The sequence below is a fragment of the Leifsonia aquatica genome (assembly GCF_014190775.1).
Lineage (GTDB): Bacteria > Actinomycetota > Actinomycetes > Actinomycetales > Microbacteriaceae > Leifsonia > Leifsonia aquatica.
This window is the reverse complement of sequence record NZ_JACHVP010000001.1, coordinates 587849-603843: the sequence shown is the minus strand read 5'-3', so window position 1 is coordinate 603843 and position 15995 is coordinate 587849. Positions and strand designations below refer to the sequence as shown.

General features: G+C 68.3%; 17 protein-coding genes. 3 read left to right on the top strand and 14 right to left on the bottom strand.

Features of this window, described 5'->3' with window-relative positions; all coding sequences use genetic code 11:
• Positions 1–19 precede the first annotated feature (19 nt).
• Positions 20–802 (top strand): DUF1206 domain-containing protein, encoded by a 783-nt coding sequence (locus tag FHX33_RS02830; protein WP_021758000.1) that lies wholly within the window; start codon positions 20–22, stop codon positions 800–802.
• On the opposite strand, the gene FHX33_RS02825 is transcribed toward FHX33_RS02830, so the two are convergent.
• From FHX33_RS02825 to FHX33_RS02810, 4 genes are all read right to left on the bottom strand, one after another.
• Positions 799–2775: an ABC transporter ATP-binding protein gene (locus FHX33_RS02825; RefSeq protein WP_183428136.1), complete on the bottom strand. Its 1977-nt coding sequence runs from the start codon at positions 2773–2775 to the stop codon at positions 799–801. The two genes, FHX33_RS02830 and FHX33_RS02825, sit on opposite strands and share 4 nt — an antisense overlap.
• Positions 2772–4505, bottom strand: coding sequence for an ABC transporter ATP-binding protein (locus FHX33_RS02820; protein ID WP_021763460.1), 1734 nt, complete (start codon positions 4503–4505; stop codon positions 2772–2774). The genes FHX33_RS02825 and FHX33_RS02820 overlap by 4 nt, the downstream gene beginning before the upstream one ends.
• Positions 4506–4515: 10 nt before the next feature.
• Positions 4516–5199: a TetR/AcrR family transcriptional regulator gene (locus FHX33_RS02815; RefSeq protein ID WP_248616268.1), complete on the bottom strand. Its 684-nt coding sequence runs from the start codon at positions 5197–5199 to the stop codon at positions 4516–4518.
• Positions 5200–5274: 75 nt separating this feature from the next.
• Positions 5275–6246, bottom strand: a complete 972-nt coding sequence (locus tag FHX33_RS02810) for an aldo/keto reductase (protein ID WP_021763458.1) — start codon at positions 6244–6246, stop codon at positions 5275–5277.
• Positions 6247–6387: 141 nt separating this feature from the next.
• Here FHX33_RS02810 and FHX33_RS02805 point away from each other — a divergent pair, with 141 nt between their 5' ends.
• Both FHX33_RS02805 and FHX33_RS02800 read left to right on the top strand, forming a co-directional pair.
• Positions 6388–6882, top strand: a complete 495-nt coding sequence (locus FHX33_RS02805) for a methylated-DNA--[protein]-cysteine S-methyltransferase (RefSeq protein WP_021763457.1) — start codon at positions 6388–6390, stop codon at positions 6880–6882.
• On the top strand, positions 6879–7526 hold the full coding sequence (locus tag FHX33_RS02800) for a DNA-3-methyladenine glycosylase I (protein ID WP_021763456.1): 648 nt from the start codon (positions 6879–6881) through the stop codon (positions 7524–7526). Before FHX33_RS02805 ends, FHX33_RS02800 begins: the two co-directional genes overlap by 4 nt.
• A 288-nt stretch (positions 7527–7814) precedes the next feature.
• Here FHX33_RS02800 and FHX33_RS02795 read toward each other — a convergent pair whose 3' ends face one another.
• Genes FHX33_RS02795 through atpB form a run of 10 tightly spaced genes read right to left on the bottom strand, consistent with a single transcriptional unit; the run spans position 7815 to position 15989 of the window.
• The gene (locus FHX33_RS02795; RefSeq protein WP_021763455.1) at positions 7815–8633 is read right to left on the bottom strand and encodes a YaaA family protein; all 819 of its coding nucleotides are present in this window, start codon (positions 8631–8633) and stop codon (positions 7815–7817) included.
• Positions 8558–9163 (bottom strand): P-loop nucleotide/nucleoside kinase family protein, encoded by a 606-nt coding sequence (locus tag FHX33_RS02790; RefSeq protein WP_246396860.1) that lies wholly within the window; start codon positions 9161–9163, stop codon positions 8558–8560. Before FHX33_RS02790 ends, FHX33_RS02795 begins: the two co-directional genes overlap by 76 nt.
• Before the next feature lies 1 nt (position 9164).
• The gene (locus FHX33_RS02785) at positions 9165–9425 is read right to left on the bottom strand and encodes a F0F1 ATP synthase subunit epsilon (RefSeq protein WP_021763453.1); all 261 of its coding nucleotides are present in this window, start codon (positions 9423–9425) and stop codon (positions 9165–9167) included.
• Positions 9426–9427: 2 nt separating this feature from the next.
• Positions 9428–10891, bottom strand: a complete 1464-nt coding sequence (gene atpD / locus FHX33_RS02780) for a F0F1 ATP synthase subunit beta (protein ID WP_021763452.1) — start codon at positions 10889–10891, stop codon at positions 9428–9430.
• A 40-nt stretch (positions 10892–10931) separates the two neighbouring features.
• Positions 10932–11831 carry a F0F1 ATP synthase subunit gamma gene (locus tag FHX33_RS02775; RefSeq protein ID WP_021763451.1) on the bottom strand — a complete coding sequence of 300 codons (900 nt, stop codon included), beginning with the start codon at positions 11829–11831 and terminating at the stop codon, positions 10932–10934.
• A gap of 33 nt (positions 11832–11864) precedes the next feature.
• Positions 11865–13502, bottom strand: a complete 1638-nt coding sequence (gene atpA / locus FHX33_RS02770; protein ID WP_021763450.1) for a F0F1 ATP synthase subunit alpha — start codon at positions 13500–13502, stop codon at positions 11865–11867.
• Positions 13503–13540: 38 nt separating this feature from the next.
• Positions 13541–14332: a F0F1 ATP synthase subunit delta gene (locus FHX33_RS02765; RefSeq protein ID WP_021763449.1), complete on the bottom strand. Its 792-nt coding sequence runs from the start codon at positions 14330–14332 to the stop codon at positions 13541–13543.
• Complete coding sequence (locus FHX33_RS02760; protein WP_021763448.1) at positions 14332–14886, bottom strand: F0F1 ATP synthase subunit B; 555 nt, start codon at positions 14884–14886, stop codon at positions 14332–14334. The genes FHX33_RS02765 and FHX33_RS02760 overlap by 1 nt, the downstream gene beginning before the upstream one ends.
• A gap of 32 nt (positions 14887–14918) precedes the next feature.
• Complete coding sequence (gene atpE / locus FHX33_RS02755) at positions 14919–15140, bottom strand: ATP synthase F0 subunit C (protein ID WP_018190348.1); 222 nt, start codon at positions 15138–15140, stop codon at positions 14919–14921.
• Positions 15141–15191: 51 nt separating this feature from the next.
• A complete protein-coding gene (atpB, locus tag FHX33_RS02750; protein WP_021763447.1) occupies positions 15192–15989 on the bottom strand; it encodes a F0F1 ATP synthase subunit A in 798 nt (265 codons plus the stop codon).
• Positions 15990–15995: the final 6 nt, after the last annotated feature.

The following is a 15995-nucleotide window of genomic DNA, read 5'->3' as shown; positions in this document are numbered from 1 at the left end:
AGCGGGTACCGTGCCCCTCATGACCGCACCGACCCGAACCGCCTCCCGAGCCGAGCGCAACCCCGCCGTGCGCGCCCTCGCCCGGGTGGGGCTGGCCACCATCGGCCTGCTCCACATCCTGATCGGCGGCATCGCCCTCGCGATCGCCTTCGGCGGCACCGGCGACGCCGACCAGTCGGGCGCGCTGCAGGCGATCGTCGCCGTCCCGGGCGGCTTGTTCGTCGTCTGGCTCTGCGTCGCCGGGCTCATCGTCCTCGCCCTCTGGCAGATCCTCGTCGCCGTCACGGTGCAAGGCGCGGGCAAGCGGCTCACCGAGCTCGGCAAGTGCGTCGTCTACGGGTTCCTCGCCGGTGTCGCCGCTTCGATCGCCCTCGGCGGGGGCCACGACGCGTCCTCCTCCGAGAAGACGATGAGCGCGCGCCTCCTCGCCATGCCGGGCGGCGTGTTCGTGCTCGCCCTCGTCGGCCTCGGGATCGTGGCCGGCGGAATCGTCTTCCTCCGCAACGGGATCACGCACCGGTTCGAGCGCGACCTGCGCCTGCCGCCGAACGCCATCGCCGGGATCACGACGACGCTCGGCCGCGTCGGCTACATCGCGAAGGGCATCGCGCTGGTCCTCGTCGGCGGCCTGGTCGTCACCGGTGCGATCACCTACGACCCGCAGAAGGCCGGCGGGCTCGATGGCAGCCTCAAGGCGCTCGTCGGACTGCCGTTCGGTCCCGTGCTCCTCGCACTGATCGCGCTCGGGCTGATCGCATACGGCGTCTTCTGGCTGGTCCGCTCGGTCGCCGCCCGCCTCTAGGCCTCCTCCGCCGGCGCCGCGAACTGCGCGTTGTACAGCGTGTAGTACGCACCTCCCCGGGCGAGGAGCTCGGCGTGCGTGCCCTGCTCCACGATGCTCCCGGCCTCCATGACCAGGATCAGGTCCGCGTCCCGGATGGTCGACAGACGGTGGGCGATGACGAACGACGTGCGGTCGGCCCGCAGTGCGCTCATCGCCTTCTGCACGAGCAGCTCGGTGCGCGTGTCCACCGAAGAGGTCGCCTCGTCGAGGATGAGCACGCTCGGCTGCGCGAGGAACGCGCGCGCGATCGTCAGCAGCTGCTTCTCCCCCGCCGAGATGTTGCCGCCCTCGTCGTCCAGCACGGTGTCATAGCCGTCGGGCAGGGAGCGCACGAAGCGGTCGACGTAGGTCGCCTTCGCGGCGTCGACGATCTCGTCCTCGGTCGCTCCCGGGCGGCCGTACGCGATGTTGTCGCGGATGGTGCCCTTGAACAGCCAGGTGTCCTGGAGCACCATGCCCATCCGGCTGCGGAGGTCGTTCCTGGTCATCGCCGCGATGTCGACGCCGTCGAGGGTGATCCGCCCGCCGTCCAGCTCGTAGAACCGCATCATCAGGTTGACGAGCGTGGTCTTGCCCGCACCCGTCGGGCCCACGATCGCGACAGTCTGCCCGGGTTCGGCCACCAGCGAGAGATCGTCGATGAGGGGCTTGTCGGGACTGTACCGGAACGACACGTCCTCGAACGCGAGCCGGCCCTTGGTGCCCTCTGGGCTCTGCGGCCGCTCGGGATCGGCGGACTGCTCGTCCGCGTCGAGCAGCTCGAACACGCGCTCGGCGCTCGCCACCCCGGACTGCAGCAGGTTCGCCATCGACCCGAGCTGGGTCAGCGGCTGGGTGAACTGGCGCGAGTACTGGATGAAGGCGGTCACGTCGCCGAGCTGCATGGCGCCGCTCGCGACCTGGAGACCGCCGACGACAGCGATGGCGACGTACATCAGGTTCCCGACGAACATCATCGCCGGCATGATGATGCCCGAGATGAACTGGGCGCCGAAGCTGGCCTCGTACATCTCCTCGTTCTTCGTGCCGAACCGGGCCTCCACCTCTCGGTGACGGCCGAAGACCTTCACGAGGGAGTGCCCGGTGAAGGCCTCCTCGATCTGGCCGTTCAGCTCGCCGGTGCTGCGCCACTGCGCGACGAAGAGCTTCTGCGAACGCTTGGCGATCAGCGAGGTCACGAGCAGGGTGAGGGGGATGGTGATCAGCGCGATCAGGGCGAGCAGCGGCGACACGACGAACATCATCACGACCACGCCGACCACCGTGAGCAGGGAGGTGAGCAGCTGGCTCATCGTCTGCTGGAGCGTCTGCGAGATGTTGTCGATGTCGTTCGTCACGCGGCTGAGCAGCTCGCCGCGCTGCATCTTGTCGAAGTACGTCAGCGGGAGGCGGTGGATCTTCGCCTCCACGTCCTCGCGGAGCCGGTAGACGGTGCGCTGGGTCACCCCGTTCAGCACGTACGCCTGCAGGTAGCTGAAGACGGACGAGGCGATGTAGAGCGCGAGCACCCACATCAGCACGTGGCCGACGGCGACGAAGTCGATGCCGGCGCCGGGCGTGAACGTGGTGCCCGAGAGCAGGTCCGCGAACTGGCCCTGGCCGTCCGCGCGCAGCTTGGCGATCACCTGCGCCTGCGTCACGCCGCTCGGGAACTGCTTCGAGAGCGCGCCGGCGAAGACGAGGTTGATCGCGTTGCCGAGCAGCTTCGGCCCGAGGACGGCGAAGAACACGCTGACCACCGCGAGCAGGGTGACGAACACGATCGCCCATCGCTCGGGCCGCAGCCGCCCGGCCAGCCTCCGGGCGGAGGGGCCGAAGTTCAGGGACTTCTCCGCCGGCATCCCCATGCCGCCGAACGGGCCGCCCCCGCCGGGGCCGCGCCGGACGGGCGGGCGCGCGGGCGCCGGACGGTCTTCGGTGTCCTGGCTCATGCCGCCTCCTCCGCGGTCAGCTGCGACGAGACGATCTCGGCGTAGGTCGGATTGTTCTCGACGAGCTCGTCGTGGGTGCCGCGGCCGACGACGCGCCCGTCTTCGAGCACGATGATCTGGTCGGCGTCGACGATGGTGGAAACGCGCTGAGCGACCACGATCATCGTGGCGCCGGCGACGTCGCGGGCGAGGGCCGCGCGCAGTCGCGCGTCCGTCGCGGTGTCGAGCGCCGAGAACGAGTCGTCGAAGACGTAGATCTCGGGCCGCTTCACCAGCGCGCGGGCGATCGCGAGGCGCTGCCGCTGACCGCCGGACACGTTGGTGCCGCCCTGGGCGATCGGCGAGTCCAGCCCCTCGGGCATCGCCCGGACGAAGTCCTCTGCCTGCGCGACCTCGAGCGCGTGCCAGAGCTCCTCGTCGGTCGCGTCCGGTTTGCCGTAGCGGAGGTTGGTGGCGACCGTCCCGGAGAACAGGTACGGCTTCTGCGGGACGAGGCCGATGCGCGACCAGAGCAGCTCGGGGTCGAGCTCGGCCGCATCCACCCCGTCCACCAGGACGAGACCGCTCGTCGCATCGAAGAGCCGCGGCACGAGGTTCACCAGCGTGGTCTTGCCGGAACCCGTGCTGCCGATGATCGCCGTCGTCTCGCCGGACCGGGCGAGGAAGGTCACATCGCTGAGCACCGGCTGCTCGGCGCCGGGGTAGGCGAAACCGACGTCCACGAACTCGACGGTGCCGTGGGCGGGCAGCTCGGTCACCGGGTTCTCGGGGGCACGCACCGACGCCTCGGTGCCCAGGACCTCGCTGATGCGATCGGCGCAGACGGCCGCGCGAGGCACGAGCACCGCCATCATCGTCGACATCATGACGCCCATGAGGATCTGCATGAGGTACTGGAGGAAGGCGGTGAGCGTGCCGATCTGCATCGATCCGTCGTCGACCCGGAAGCCGCCGAACCAGATGACCGCGACGCTGGAGACGTTCAGCACCAGCATGACGATCGGGAACATCAGCGCGAACAGCCGGCCGGCCTTGAGCGCGGTCTCGGTGACCTGGTCGTTGGCGACCGCGAACCGGTCGGTCTCGACGTCCTCCCGGACGAACGCGCGGATGACGCGGATGCCGGTCAGCTGCTCCCGGAGGACGCGGTTGACGCGGTCGATCCGCTCCTGCATGCGGCGGAACAGCGGGACCATGCGCGAGATGATCAGGCCGACCGCGATCAGCAGCACGGGCACGCTCACCGCGATGAGCCAGGAGAGCTCGATGTCCTGCTGCATCGCCAGGATGATGCCGCCGATTGCCAGGATCGGCGCGGAGACCAGCAGGGTGCAGGTCATCAGCACGAGCATCTGCACCTGCTGCACGTCGTTCGTGTTGCGGGTGATGAGCGAGGGCGCCCCGAACCGCGAGACCTCGCGCTCCGAGAACTCCCCCACCTGGTGGAAGATGGCCGTCCGCAGGTCGCGGCCGACCCGCATCGCGACCTTGGCGCCGAAGTAGACCGCGGCGATCGAGCACGCCACCTGCACCAGGGTCACCCCGAGCATCTCGGCGCCGACCATCAGGATGTAGCCGGTGTCGCCCTTGGCGATGCCGTTGTCGGTGATGTCGGCGTTCAGCGTCGGCAGCCAGAGCGACAGCAGCGACTGCGCGAGCTGGAACACGACGACTCCGACGAGGAGCCGCCAGTGGGGCCGGAGGTACCGGCCGAGGAGTTTCAGGAGCATGTGCGACCTCCTATTCGTGCGCCGCGTCGGCGCCGCTGGTGCTGGTGGTGATGCCGGTGGGTGCGCCCGCGGGCGTGAAGACGACGAACGGCCGTCCGGCGACGCCGAGGAGGGCGATCCGGGCGAGCTCGTCCACGCTGAACTCCATCCCCTCGTTGAGGGCGGGGAACGCGGACGCGAAGCTGAGGAGCCGGAGCACGTAGGCGACGCGCTCCGGCGGGAGGTTGAGGGCCGCCGCCTCCGGCTCGATGATGCGGGCGATGATCCGCGCGAACTCGTGCCGCTCCTGCGGCACCGCCGGGCGCTCGGCACCGATGACGGCCATGATGCGCATGACGCTCTGGAAGCGCTCGCGCATCAGGAGGATGACGGCCCGGACCTTGTGCTCGAGAGGCAGGGCCGGGTCGATGGCGCGGAGCGCGTCGCGCAGCGGCTCGGGGTCGAGGTACTTCTCGATCGCCGCGGTGACCAGGGTCTCCTTGTCGCCGAAGGCGCGGAAGACGGTCCCCTCGGCGATGCCCGCCGCCTCGGCGATCTGACGGGAGGTGACCGCGCGTCCGTGCTCGATCAGCAGCGGGATGACCGCGTCGATGATCATCGCCTTGCGCTCGTCCGGAGACAGGGGCTGGGCACGTTGGCGCGGGGACGCGTCGACGACCTCATCCTGATCGGGCACGACTTCTTCGGGAATCACGGAGCGACTCTACGCGGAGTGAGTGCTCACTCACAACGATGTGACTGTTCGCTCGGAGCGAACGCACCCGCTGGTCTAGTCGGTGGTCGCGAAGATCTCCGAGATCCGGGCGACCTCGTCCGCCGTCGGGGTCCAGCTCGTGGCCGCGTCCGCGTTGGCGACGATCTGCTCCGGCTTCGTCGCGCCGGCGATCACGCTCGTGAGCCCCGGCTGGGCGAGCAGCCAGGCGAAGGTCGCCGCCAGCATGCTGACGCCGCGCTCATCGCAGAACGCCCGGTACTCCTCGATGCGGTCCCAGGGGGCGTCGTCGAGCAGGTGCTTGCGGATCGACATGATGCGGCTGTCCGCCGGACCGCCGTCGCGCGAGAACTTGCCGGTGAAGAGGCCGTTGTAGAGCGGGAAGAAGGGCAGGAAGCCCAGGCCGTAGGCGTTGACGGCCGGGAGTACCTCGCGTTCCGCGTCGCGCACCAGGAGGCTGTACTCGTTCTGCGCCGAGATGAACTTCGGGTGACCGTGCAACCGGGCCGTGAACTCGGCCTCGGCGATCTGCCAGCCATCGAGGTTCGAGTGGCCGATGTAGCGGATCTTCCCCTCCGCGATGAGGTCGTCCAATGCGTCGAGGGTCTCCTCGATCGGCGTCACGCCGTCCGGGCGGTGCAGCTGGTAGAGGTCGATCCAGTCGGTGCGCAGCCGGCGCAGGGAGGCCTCGACGGCCAGGCGGATGTAGCGTCGAGAGCCGCGGGCGCCCCAGTCCGGACCGTTCGTGCCGGCCATGTCCATCCCGAACTTCGTCGCCAGGACGATGCGGTCGCGCTTGCCGGCGAGCGCCTTGCCCATCAGCGACTCGGAGAGGCCGCGCTCCGCTCCGTAGATGTCGGCCGTGTCGAACAGCGTGACCCCCGCGTCGATGGCGGCGCCGATCACGGCGTCCGTGCCCTCCTGGGTCTCCGTGGCGGTCCCCGTGCGGCCGAAGTTGTTGCAGCCGAGACCGATGGTCGAGACGACGAGGCCGGAACGGCCGAGGGTGCGGTATTCGATGTTCGCCATGGTCCGAGTCTAGGCCGGGCTCCGGGCCACGCCGGAGCCCGAGGGGGCATCGTTCGCTCCACAGCCGGGAGCGATCGGAGAGTTCTCCCCGATGTCCGATTTCCGCGAGACTCCGTCGGTGGCTGCTTCTAGAGTCGACTCATGACCAGCTTCGCGTATCTCCTTCGCACACCGAGCCCGATCGGGCGGATCGAGCTGACGAGCGACGGTGAGGCGGTGACGTCGCTCTCCATCGAGCGCGGCGGCCGCCTCCCGCTCGACGAGCACCCCGAGCGCGGTACCGCCGTGCTCGACGAGGCGGTACGGCAGCTCGACGAGTACTTCGCCGGCGACCGGCGCGAGTTCGACGTCCCCGTGCGGTTCGAAGGGACCCCCTTCCGCGTCGCCGTGTGGGAGCGGCTGCAGAGCCTCGAGTTCGGCACGCTGACCTCGTACGGCGAGCTCGGGCTCTCCCTCGGCTACGCCGGCTACGGCCGTGCGATCGGAGGGGCCGTCGGCGCGAACCCCGTCCCCATCATCGTCGGCTGCCATCGCGTGCTGTCGACGAGCGGCAAGATCACCGGCTACAGCGGCGGCGAAGGGGTGCCGACCAAGCTGTGGCTGCTCGAGCACGAAGGGATCATGCTGGCCGCATGAGCACCGACGACACGACCACCGCCGGTTCGACGACCACCGAGACCACTCCCCCGCCCTCCGCGCGCGCCGCGATCATCCACGGCGACGACGGGCTCGACCGCTGCTCCTGGCCGGGCGCCGATGCGGAGTACCGCCGCTACCACGACGAGGAGTGGGGTCGGGAGCAGCGCGACCCCCGCGCGCTCTACGAGAAGCTGTGCCTCGAAGGCTTCCAGGCCGGGCTGTCCTGGATCACCATCCTGCGCCGGCGGCCGGCGTTCCGGGAGGTGTTCCACGGTTTCGATCCGGAGCGCGTCGCGGCGATGACAGAATCGGACGTGCTGCGCCTCCTGGGCGACGAGCGCATCATCCGGCACCGGGGCAAGATCGAGGCGACCATCTCGAACGCGCGGGCGACCCTGGCGCTCGACGTGCCACTGGACGAGCTCATGTGGAGCTTCGCACCCCCTCGAGCACCCGAGAGCGCGCGCCCGCGCGCCTGGTCGGACGTCCCCGCGGTCACCCCGGAGTCCACGGCGATGAGCAAGGAGCTGCGCCGGCGCGGGTTCCGGTTCGTCGGCCCCACGACCATGTACGCGCTCATGCAGGCGACCGGGATGGTCGACGACCACTTCGTCGGCTGCTTCCGCGCACAACATCGCTAGGCGCAACGAAAAGTCGGGCCGACACTCTGTCGATGGGATCGTTCTCGCTGGCGATGGGAGCGTCCGCTCGTGCCCGACCGCACGCGGCTCTCCGCTCCCTCACACACGACCCCGACGTCGACGTGGGATGACACGTCGAGAGCTTCGTCGGCCCGACTATTCTGCGAGTCGCGCTGACACCCCCGCGGCGTCCCGCTTCTCGGGTCTTGGAGGACCCTCTCGCTTGTTGTGAGCTTATCTCACTTTTGCGTCGATGCAAGAGGAAAATGCTCCGCACGAGCGAAATCGTCAGGCGCCTGCCGTGCGCAGGACGGCCATGAGCTTTCCCGGCGAACCTGCGACCTCGGGCACCACCAGCTCGAGGTCCCCCGAGCCGTCCGTGGTCTCGGTCAGTTCGTATCGCTCGGACGCCGCCCAGTCGAGCAGTTCCGCGGTCGTGGCGAAGTCGACGCCGGCCTCCACCAGAGCGCGCGTGAGCAGCCCCTTGGCCTGCTTGTTGAAGTGATTGAGGGCGCGCACGTTCCCGCTCTCGTCCCGCGCCAGCACGCGCACGTAGTGCGCACCGTCGCGCCTCGGGATGGGACCGAGTGCGGCATATCCTTCCGACCGCAGGTCGAGGATGAGGCCGCCATGCTCCTGCAGAGCGGCGCCGGAGGCGGGCGCCCACCGCTTCTTGAGCGACGGCACCCCGCGCTCGAGCGAGAGCCGCGAATCGAACGACAGCCGATAGGCCGGGATGAGGTCGGCCGCACCGACGAAGCCGAGCAGCGCCGACTTCACGGCGACGGTCGACGCGGCGAAGCGTTCGGCCTCCGGAGACAGCGTCTCGGGCGAGAGAGCGTCGTAGAGCACGCCGGTGTAGCGGTGGAGCGCCGGCATCGTCGGCGACGTGAGGATCGCGCGATTGCGGTCGACCTCCCCCGCCTGCTTCGGGCCCAGCTTGAGCGCACGCACCGCGGTGTCGCGATCAGCGGAGAGTGCCAGGACCGCATCGATGATCTCGCGGCGGACGGGTGCGAGCGCGGGGAAGCTCAGCGCATCGAGATCGAGAGGCGCGCCGGAACCCCCGTCCCTCTTCGTCTCGGAGGGCGGAAGGAGGATGAGCACCCTAGCGCTCCACGAAGGCGATCGCCGCCTCGACGTTCTGGCCCAGCGGGCGCCGCAGCGGCGCCCCTCCACTCGTCGTACTCCTCGATGCTCTGCTCGACGGCATGGCCCGAGATGGGGACGTCGCGCTTGCCGAGGCGGTCGCGGTGCAGTTCGTCGTCGGAGCAGACGGTCTCGACGACGTTCAGCCGCACGCCGCAGCGCTCCGCGAGGTCGCGCCACTGCAGACGCGCCGGCTCGACTGCGTTGACCGCGTCGACGACGACGGACCGGCCGGAGACGAGCACCTGCTCCGCCAGGGTCTCCGCTACGAGATACGCGGCGAGCCCGGTGGGCTGATCGGAGTCGATCCCGGCACGCAGGATCGACACCTCGATCGGGTCGACCGAGATCAGGGTTGCGCCGATGCGCCCCGCCGTGATCTCCCCGATCGTGGATTTGCCGGAACCGGGCAGCCCCGCCATCACCACCAGCACGGGGACGCGGACGTCACCGAACTGGCGGTCGAGCGGGGCTGCCTGGTCGGACATGTCAGACCAGCTCGGCCTGACGGGCCACGATGGTGACCGTGTTGTTCTCCACGGAGAGGAAGCCGTCGTCGGCCTGCGCCGAGATGGACTCCCCACCGTTCAGGGTGACGCGCACCTCGCCGGTGGCGAGGATGGCGAGCAGCGGCTCGTGGCCGGGCAGGATACCGATCTGCCCCTCCACGGTCCGTGCCACGACCATGCTCGCCTCACCGGACCACACCTCGTGGTCCGCGGCGACGACGCTCACGTTGAGGACAGCCATGATCAGCCGTTCTCCTTCTGGATCTGCGCCCACTTCTCCTCGACGTCGGTGATCGCACCGACGTTGAAGAAGGCCTGCTCGGCCACGTGGTCGAACTCGCCCTTGGCGATGGCGTCGAACGACTCGATGGTGTCCTTCAGCGGGACGGTCGAGCCCTCGACACCGGTGAACTTCTTCGCCATGTAGGTGTTCTGCGAGAGGAACTGCTGGATGCGGCGCGCACGCGACACCGTGATCTTGTCCTCTTCGGAGAGCTCGTCGACACCGAGGATGGCGATGATCTCCTGCAGTTCCTTGTTCTTCTGGAGGATCTGCTTGACCGTGGTGGCGACGCGGTAGTGGTCGGCGCCCAGGTAGCGGGGGTCGAGGATGCGCGAGGTCGAGGTCAGCGGGTCGACGGCCGGGTAGAGACCCTTCGAGGCGATCTCTCGCGAGAGCTCGGTGGTCGCGTCCAGGTGGGCGAAGGTGGTCGCCGGCGCCGGGTCGGTGTAGTCGTCCGCGGGGACGTAGATCGCCTGCAGCGAGGTGATCGAGTGACCACGCGTCGAGGTGATGCGCTCCTGGAGGAGGCCCATCTCGTCGGCGAGGTTCGGCTGGTAGCCCACGGCGGAGGGCATGCGACCCAGCAGGGTCGAGACCTCGGAGCCGGCCTGCGTGAAGCGGAAGATGTTGTCGATGAAGAGCAGCACGTCCTGCTTCTGCACGTCGCGGAAGTACTCCGCCATCGTCAGGGCCGACAGGGCGACGCGCAGACGCGTTCCCGGCGGCTCGTCCATCTGGCCGAAGACGAGGGCGGTCTTGTCGAAGACGCCCGCCTCCTCCATCTCGTGGATGAGGTCGTTGCCCTCACGGGTGCGCTCGCCGACACCGGCGAACACCGACACACCGCCGTGGTCCTGCGCGACGCGCTGGATCATCTCCTGGATGAGGACGGTCTTGCCGACGCCCGCACCACCGAAGAGGCCGATCTTCCCACCCTGCACGTACGGGGTGAGGAGGTCGATGACCTTGATGCCGGTCTCGAACAGCTGAGTCTTCGACTCGAGCTGGTCGAACGCCGGCGGCTGGCGGTGAATCGGCCAGCGCTCGGTGATCTCGATCGTCTCGCCCGGCTCGGCGTTGAGGATCTGGCCGGTGACGTCGAACACCTTGCCCTTGGTCACGTCGCCGACGGGCACCGAGATCGGCGCGCCGGTGTCGCGGACCTCGCCGCCGCGGACGAGGCCGTCCGTCGGCTTGAGGGCGATGGCACGGACCAGGTCGTCACCGAGGTGCTGAGCGACCTCGAGGGTGATCTCGGTCGAGTTCTCACCGATGGTGATGGTGGTCTTCAGAGCGTTGTAGATGCCCGGGATCGAGTCGTGCGGGAACTCGATGTCGACGACCGGACCGGTGACGCGGGCGATGCGTCCCACGCCGGCCGGCTGCGCGGTCGAAGCCTGGGCCTCGGCGGTAGCGGTAGTCATGATTCGTTCTCTTCTCGTTGTGAAACTTCTCGGCCGGGTGTCACTTGGCGCCGCTCAGCGCGTCCGCGCCGCCGACGATCTCGGAGATCTGCTGGGTGATCTCGGCCTGACGGGCGTTGTTCGCGAGTCGCGTGTAGTCGGTGATGAGTTTGTCGGCGTTGTCGCTCGCCGCCTTCATCGCCTTCTGCGTGGCCGCGTGCTTGGAGGCAGCGGACTGGAGCATGGCGTTGAAGATGCGGCTCTCGATGTACACCGGCAGCAGCGAGTCCAGCACCGTGCCGACATCGGGCTCGAACTCGTAGAGCGGCAGGACCTGCGTGCGGTCCGGCTCCTCCACGCCTTCGACGACCTCGAGCGGCAGGAGGCGGACGACCTGCGGCTCCTGGGTCAGCATGCTGACGAAGCGGTTGTAGATGATGTGGATCTCGTCCACCCCACCGTCCGCCGAGTCACGCAGGAAGGACTCCAGGATCGCGTCGCTGACCTCCTTGGCCTGCTCGTACTCCGGGGCGTCCGTGTTGCCGACCCAGACGCGCTCGAACGCGCGGCGGCGGAAGCTGAAGTAGCCCTGCGCCTTGCGTCCGACGAGGAAGTAGACGACGTCCTTGCCCTGGCTGCGGAGCAGCTCTGCGAGCTTCTCCGACTCCTTGAGCACGTTCGAGTTGAACGCGCCCGCGAGTCCACGGTCCGACGAGAAGATGACGATCGCTGCGCGGTCGATCTTCTCCGGCTCGGTGGTCAGCACGTGCTCGACGTTCGAGTAGGTCGCCACCGCCGACACCGCGCGCGTGATCGCGCGGGCGTACGGCGAGGAGGCGGCCACTCGCGCCTGTGCCTTCTGGATGCGTGAGGCGGAGATCAGCTCCATCGCACGGGTGATCTTCTTGGTCGTCTGGGCAGACTTGATCTTCTGCCGGTAGACCCGAAGCTGTGCTCCCATGTGTCTCCTAAGTACCTAACTGATCGCGGTGGATCAGCGCTTCGCCTTGACGATGCGCTCCTGGTCGACGTCCTCTTCCGCGATGGCCTCGAACTCCTCGCGGCCGACCGAGGCGAGCGGCTTGCCCTCGCCGGTCTGGAACTCGAGCTTGAACTTGTCGACCTCGGCGCCGAGCTTCTCCACGGTCGCGTCGTCGAGCACGTTGGTCTCGCGGAGCGTGCCGAGGATGTCGGTGTTGCGGCGCAGGTGGTCGAGCAGCTCGGCCTCGAAGCGCAGAACGTCCTCGACGGCGACCTCGTCCAGCTTGCCGTTGGTGCCGGCCCAGATCGAGACGACCTGCTCCTCCACCGGGTACGGCGAGTACTGCGGCTGCTTGAGCAGCTCGGTGAGGCGCGCGCCACGGGCGAGCTGACGGCGGCTGGCCGCGTCGAGGTCGGACGCGAACATCGCGAAGGCCTCGAGCGAGCGGTACTGGGCGAGCTCGAGCTTGAGCGTGCCGGAGACCTTCTTGATCGACTTGACCTGCGCGTCGCCGCCGACTCGGGAGACCGAGATACCGACGTCCACGGCGGGGCGCTGGTTGGCGTTGAAGAGGTCCGACTGGAGGAAGATCTGGCCGTCGGTGATCGAGATCACGTTGGTCGGGATGTACGCGGAGACGTCGTTCGCCTTCGTCTCGATGATCGGCAGACCGGTCATCGATCCGGCGCCCAGCTCGTCGGAGAGCTTGGCGCAACGCTCCAGCAGACGGGAGTGCAGGTAGAAGACGTCACCCGGGTAGGCCTCGCGTCCCGGCGGACGGCGGAGGAGGAGGGACACGGCGCGGTAGGCCTCGGCCTGCTTCGACAGGTCGTCGAAGATGATCAGGACGTGCTTGCCGCCGTACATCCAGTGCTGGCCGATGGCCGAGCCGGTGTAGGGGGCGAGGTACTTGAAGCCGGCCGGGTCGGAGGCGGGAGCCGCGACGATGGTGGTGTACTCCATCGCGCCGGCGTCCTCGAGCGCGCCCTTCACCGAGGCGATGGTCGAGCCCTTCTGGCCGATGGCGACGTAGATGCAGCGCACCTGCTTGTTGACGTCGCCCGACTCCCAGTTGGCCTTCTGGTTGATGATCGTGTCGATCGCGATCGCCGTCTTACCCGTCTGGCGGTCGCCGATGATCAGCTGACGCTGACCGCGGCCGACGGGGATCATTGCGTCGATCGCCTTGATGCCGGTCTGGAGGGGCTCGTGCACCGACTTGCGCTGCATGACGCCGGGGGCCTGGAGCTCGAGCTCGCGGCGGCCCTCGGACGCGATGTCGCCGAGGCCGTCGATCGGGTTGCCGAGCGGGTCCACGACGCGGCCGAGGTAGCCGTCGCCGACGGGGACGGAGAGGACCTCGCCGGTGCGGGTCACCTCCATGCCCTCGACGATGCCGTCGAACTCGCCGAGCACGACGACGCCGATCTCGTTCTCGTCCAGGTTCTGGGCGAGGCCCAGGGTGCCGTTCGAGAAGCGGATGAGCTCGTTGGCCATCACGCCGGGGAGTCCCTCGACGTGCGCGATGCCGTCGGACGCGTCCAGGACGTGTCCGACCTCGGTGGTGCCTGCCTGCGCCGGCTCGTAGTTCGAGACGAACTCCTTGAGCGCATCCCGGATCTCGTCGGGGCTGATCTGAATGTCTGCCATCGTTAGTTCCCTACCTGGGTTTCTCGTATAGAGGGCGGTCAGCCCGCCAGCTGAAGTCGAAGTTCGGAGAGGCGCGAGGCGATGCTGCCGTCGATGACGTCGTCGCCGATCTGCACGCGCAGCCCTCCGATGATCGTCGGGTCGACGACCTGGTTGAGCTTGAGGTCGCCGTACCGCGCGGCGAGGCTGGCACGCAGGCGCTCGACCTGCGCGTCGGGCAGGGCCGCCGCGGTCACGACCGTGGCGATCGTCTGGCCGTCCTGTGCCGCGACCGTCCGCGCCGCGGAACGGAGCGACTCGCGGATGCTGCGGCCACGGGGCTGCAGCGTCAGCTGGCGCACGATCGCGACGGTCTGAGCCGACGCCTTGCCGTCGAGCAGGCGCGACACGAGGTCCGCCTTCGCCTCCGGCGCCGCGAGCTTGCTCCGCAGCGCGAGCTCGAGCTGCGCATCGGAGGTCACGGCGCCTCCGAAGGCGAGCAGCTCGGCCGCGATGTCGAGGTTGCGCGGTGCCGAGGCGGCGATGGAGCGGATGCCGAGCTCCTCGATCGCGTCGAGCAGGTCGTCATGACCGGACCAGCGCCCGGAGGCGACCGACACCAGCAGCTCGACCGCCGGAGCGGAGAGCGAGCCGAACACGCGCTTCACGAGCGCGGTCTTGCCGGCGGCGTCGGCCGAGGGGTCGCTGAGGACCGCTCGGAGCTGGGCGGAGTCGGCGACGACTCGTCCTGCGGCGAACAGGTCCTCGGCCGTCGCCAGATCGGCCTTGGATCCCAGGCCGGCGAGAGCCGACACGGACCGGGCCAATGCTTCTCTGGTGGCGCTTCCCATTACTTGCTCGATCCTGCCTTCTCGCCGGCCTCGAGGTCCGCCAGGAAGCGGTCGACGATCGCCTGCGACTTCTTGTCGTCGGTGAGCGCCTCGCCGACCACGCCGGAGGCGAGGTCGATCGCGAGGGAGCCGACCTCGCTGCGCAGCGACACGAGAGCGCCCTGGCGCTCCGCCTCGATCTGCGCCTGCGCGGTGGCGGTGACGCGGGCGGCCTCGGCCGTCGCGTTGTCCTTGGCCTCTGCGACGATCTTCTGTCCGTCCGTACGGGCGGTCTCGCGGATCTTCGCGGCCTCGGCGCGGGCGTCGGCGAGCTGCGCGGTGTACTCCTCGAGCAGCGCCTCCGCCTTGTGCTGGGCCTCGTCGGCCTTCGCGATGTTGCCCTCGATCGCCTCAGCACGCTCATCGAGCAGCTTCTTCATGCGCGGAAGCACGAGCTTCCAGAAGAAGAACAGGATGATGATGAAGCAGATCAGCGAGCCGATGATGTCCGGCCACTCGGGAAACAGCGGGTTGTGTTCCGCCTCCGAGGCCGCGATCACGACGCTCCTGAGCATCTTTCCTCCTTATTGACGAGGGATAAAGAGGATTACTGGAAGATGAAGTAGGTAGCGATACCGATGAAGGCGAGCGCCTCGGTGAACGCGATACCGATGTACATCAGGACCTGGAGACGGCCGGCCAGCTCAGGCTGACGGGCGACGCCCTCGATGGTCTTGCCGACGACGATGCCCACGCCGATGGCCGGGCCGATGGCCGCGAGGCCGTAACCGACGGTGGCGATGTTGCCGTTGATTGCAGCGATGTCCACGTTATGTGTTTCCTTCCGTGATGGCGATCCGTGCGGGTGCGCGGATCGTTCTTAGTGTTCCTCGGCGACTGCGAGCTGAATGTAGACAGCGGTGAGCAGTGCGAAGACGTAGGCCTGCAGGACTGCGACCAGGATCTCGAACAGGGTGAAGACGAAGCCGAAGGCGAAGGTGCCGATCCCGAAGAGCGACCACCAGCTGCCGGCGGTGAAGAAGAAGAACGAGGTGGCCGTGAAGAACAGGACCAGCAGAAGGTGCCCGACCACCATGTTCATCAGGAGTCGGAGCGTGAGCGTCACCGGGCGCAGGATGAACGTCGAGACGAACTCGATCGGCGTCACGATGATGTAGAGGAACCACGGCACGCCGGGCGGGAAGAGCGCGTTCTTGAAGAAGTTCTTGGGGCTCTTCTTGACACCGGCGTAGATGAACGCGATGTACGCCACGATCGCCAGCAGCAGGGGCAGCGCGATGACCGATGTGCCCGCGATGTTGAGGAACGGGATGATGCCCGTCAGGTTGAAGAACAGCACCATGAAGAAGATGGTGGTCAGCAGCGGGAGGAACCGGCGGCCGTCCTTCTTGCCCAGCAGGTCTTCGGCGACGTTGACTCGGACGAAGTCCAGCCCCATCTCGACCACGGACTGGAAGCGTCCGGGGATGAGACGCATCTTGCGCGTCCCGAGCCAGAAGACCAGGATCAGGGCGAGCAGGGCGATGAGCCGAACCACGATGATGCGGTTGAACTCGAGTCCGCCGATGGTGAACAGGGTCGGTGGGAAGAACTCGTTGATCGAGGGACCGTGGAAGCTACCATCATCGGAGCTTGCGGCCTGGACCAGCAGGTTCACAGCGTT

Coding starts and splice junctions, on each gene's coding strand:
- FHX33_RS02775 (WP_021763451.1), bottom strand. CDS start 11,831: ATGGGAGCACAGCTTCGGGTCTACCGGCAGAAGATCAAGTCTGCCCAG.
- FHX33_RS02825 (WP_183428136.1), bottom strand. CDS start 2,775: ATGAGCCAGGACACCGAAGACCGTCCGGCGCCCGCGCGCCCGCCCGTC.
- atpA (WP_021763450.1), bottom strand. CDS start 13,502: ATGGCAGACATTCAGATCAGCCCCGACGAGATCCGGGATGCGCTCAAG.
- FHX33_RS02760 (WP_021763448.1), bottom strand. CDS start 14,886: ATGCTCAGGAGCGTCGTGATCGCGGCCTCGGAGGCGGAACACAACCCG.
- FHX33_RS02765 (WP_021763449.1), bottom strand. CDS start 14,332: ATGGGAAGCGCCACCAGAGAAGCATTGGCCCGGTCCGTGTCGGCTCTC.
- FHX33_RS02830 (WP_021758000.1), top strand. CDS start 20: ATGACCGCACCGACCCGAACCGCCTCCCGAGCCGAGCGCAACCCCGCC.
- FHX33_RS02790 (WP_246396860.1), bottom strand. CDS start 9,163: ATGTCCGACCAGGCAGCCCCGCTCGACCGCCAGTTCGGTGACGTCCGC.
- FHX33_RS02820 (WP_021763460.1), bottom strand. CDS start 4,505: ATGCTCCTGAAACTCCTCGGCCGGTACCTCCGGCCCCACTGGCGGCTC.
- atpD (WP_021763452.1), bottom strand. CDS start 10,891: ATGACTACCGCTACCGCCGAGGCCCAGGCTTCGACCGCGCAGCCGGCC.
- FHX33_RS02800 (WP_021763456.1), top strand. CDS start 6,879: ATGAGCACCGACGACACGACCACCGCCGGTTCGACGACCACCGAGACC.
- FHX33_RS02805 (WP_021763457.1), top strand. CDS start 6,388: ATGACCAGCTTCGCGTATCTCCTTCGCACACCGAGCCCGATCGGGCGG.
- FHX33_RS02810 (WP_021763458.1), bottom strand. CDS start 6,246: ATGGCGAACATCGAATACCGCACCCTCGGCCGTTCCGGCCTCGTCGTC.
- FHX33_RS02785 (WP_021763453.1), bottom strand. CDS start 9,425: ATGGCTGTCCTCAACGTGAGCGTCGTCGCCGCGGACCACGAGGTGTGG.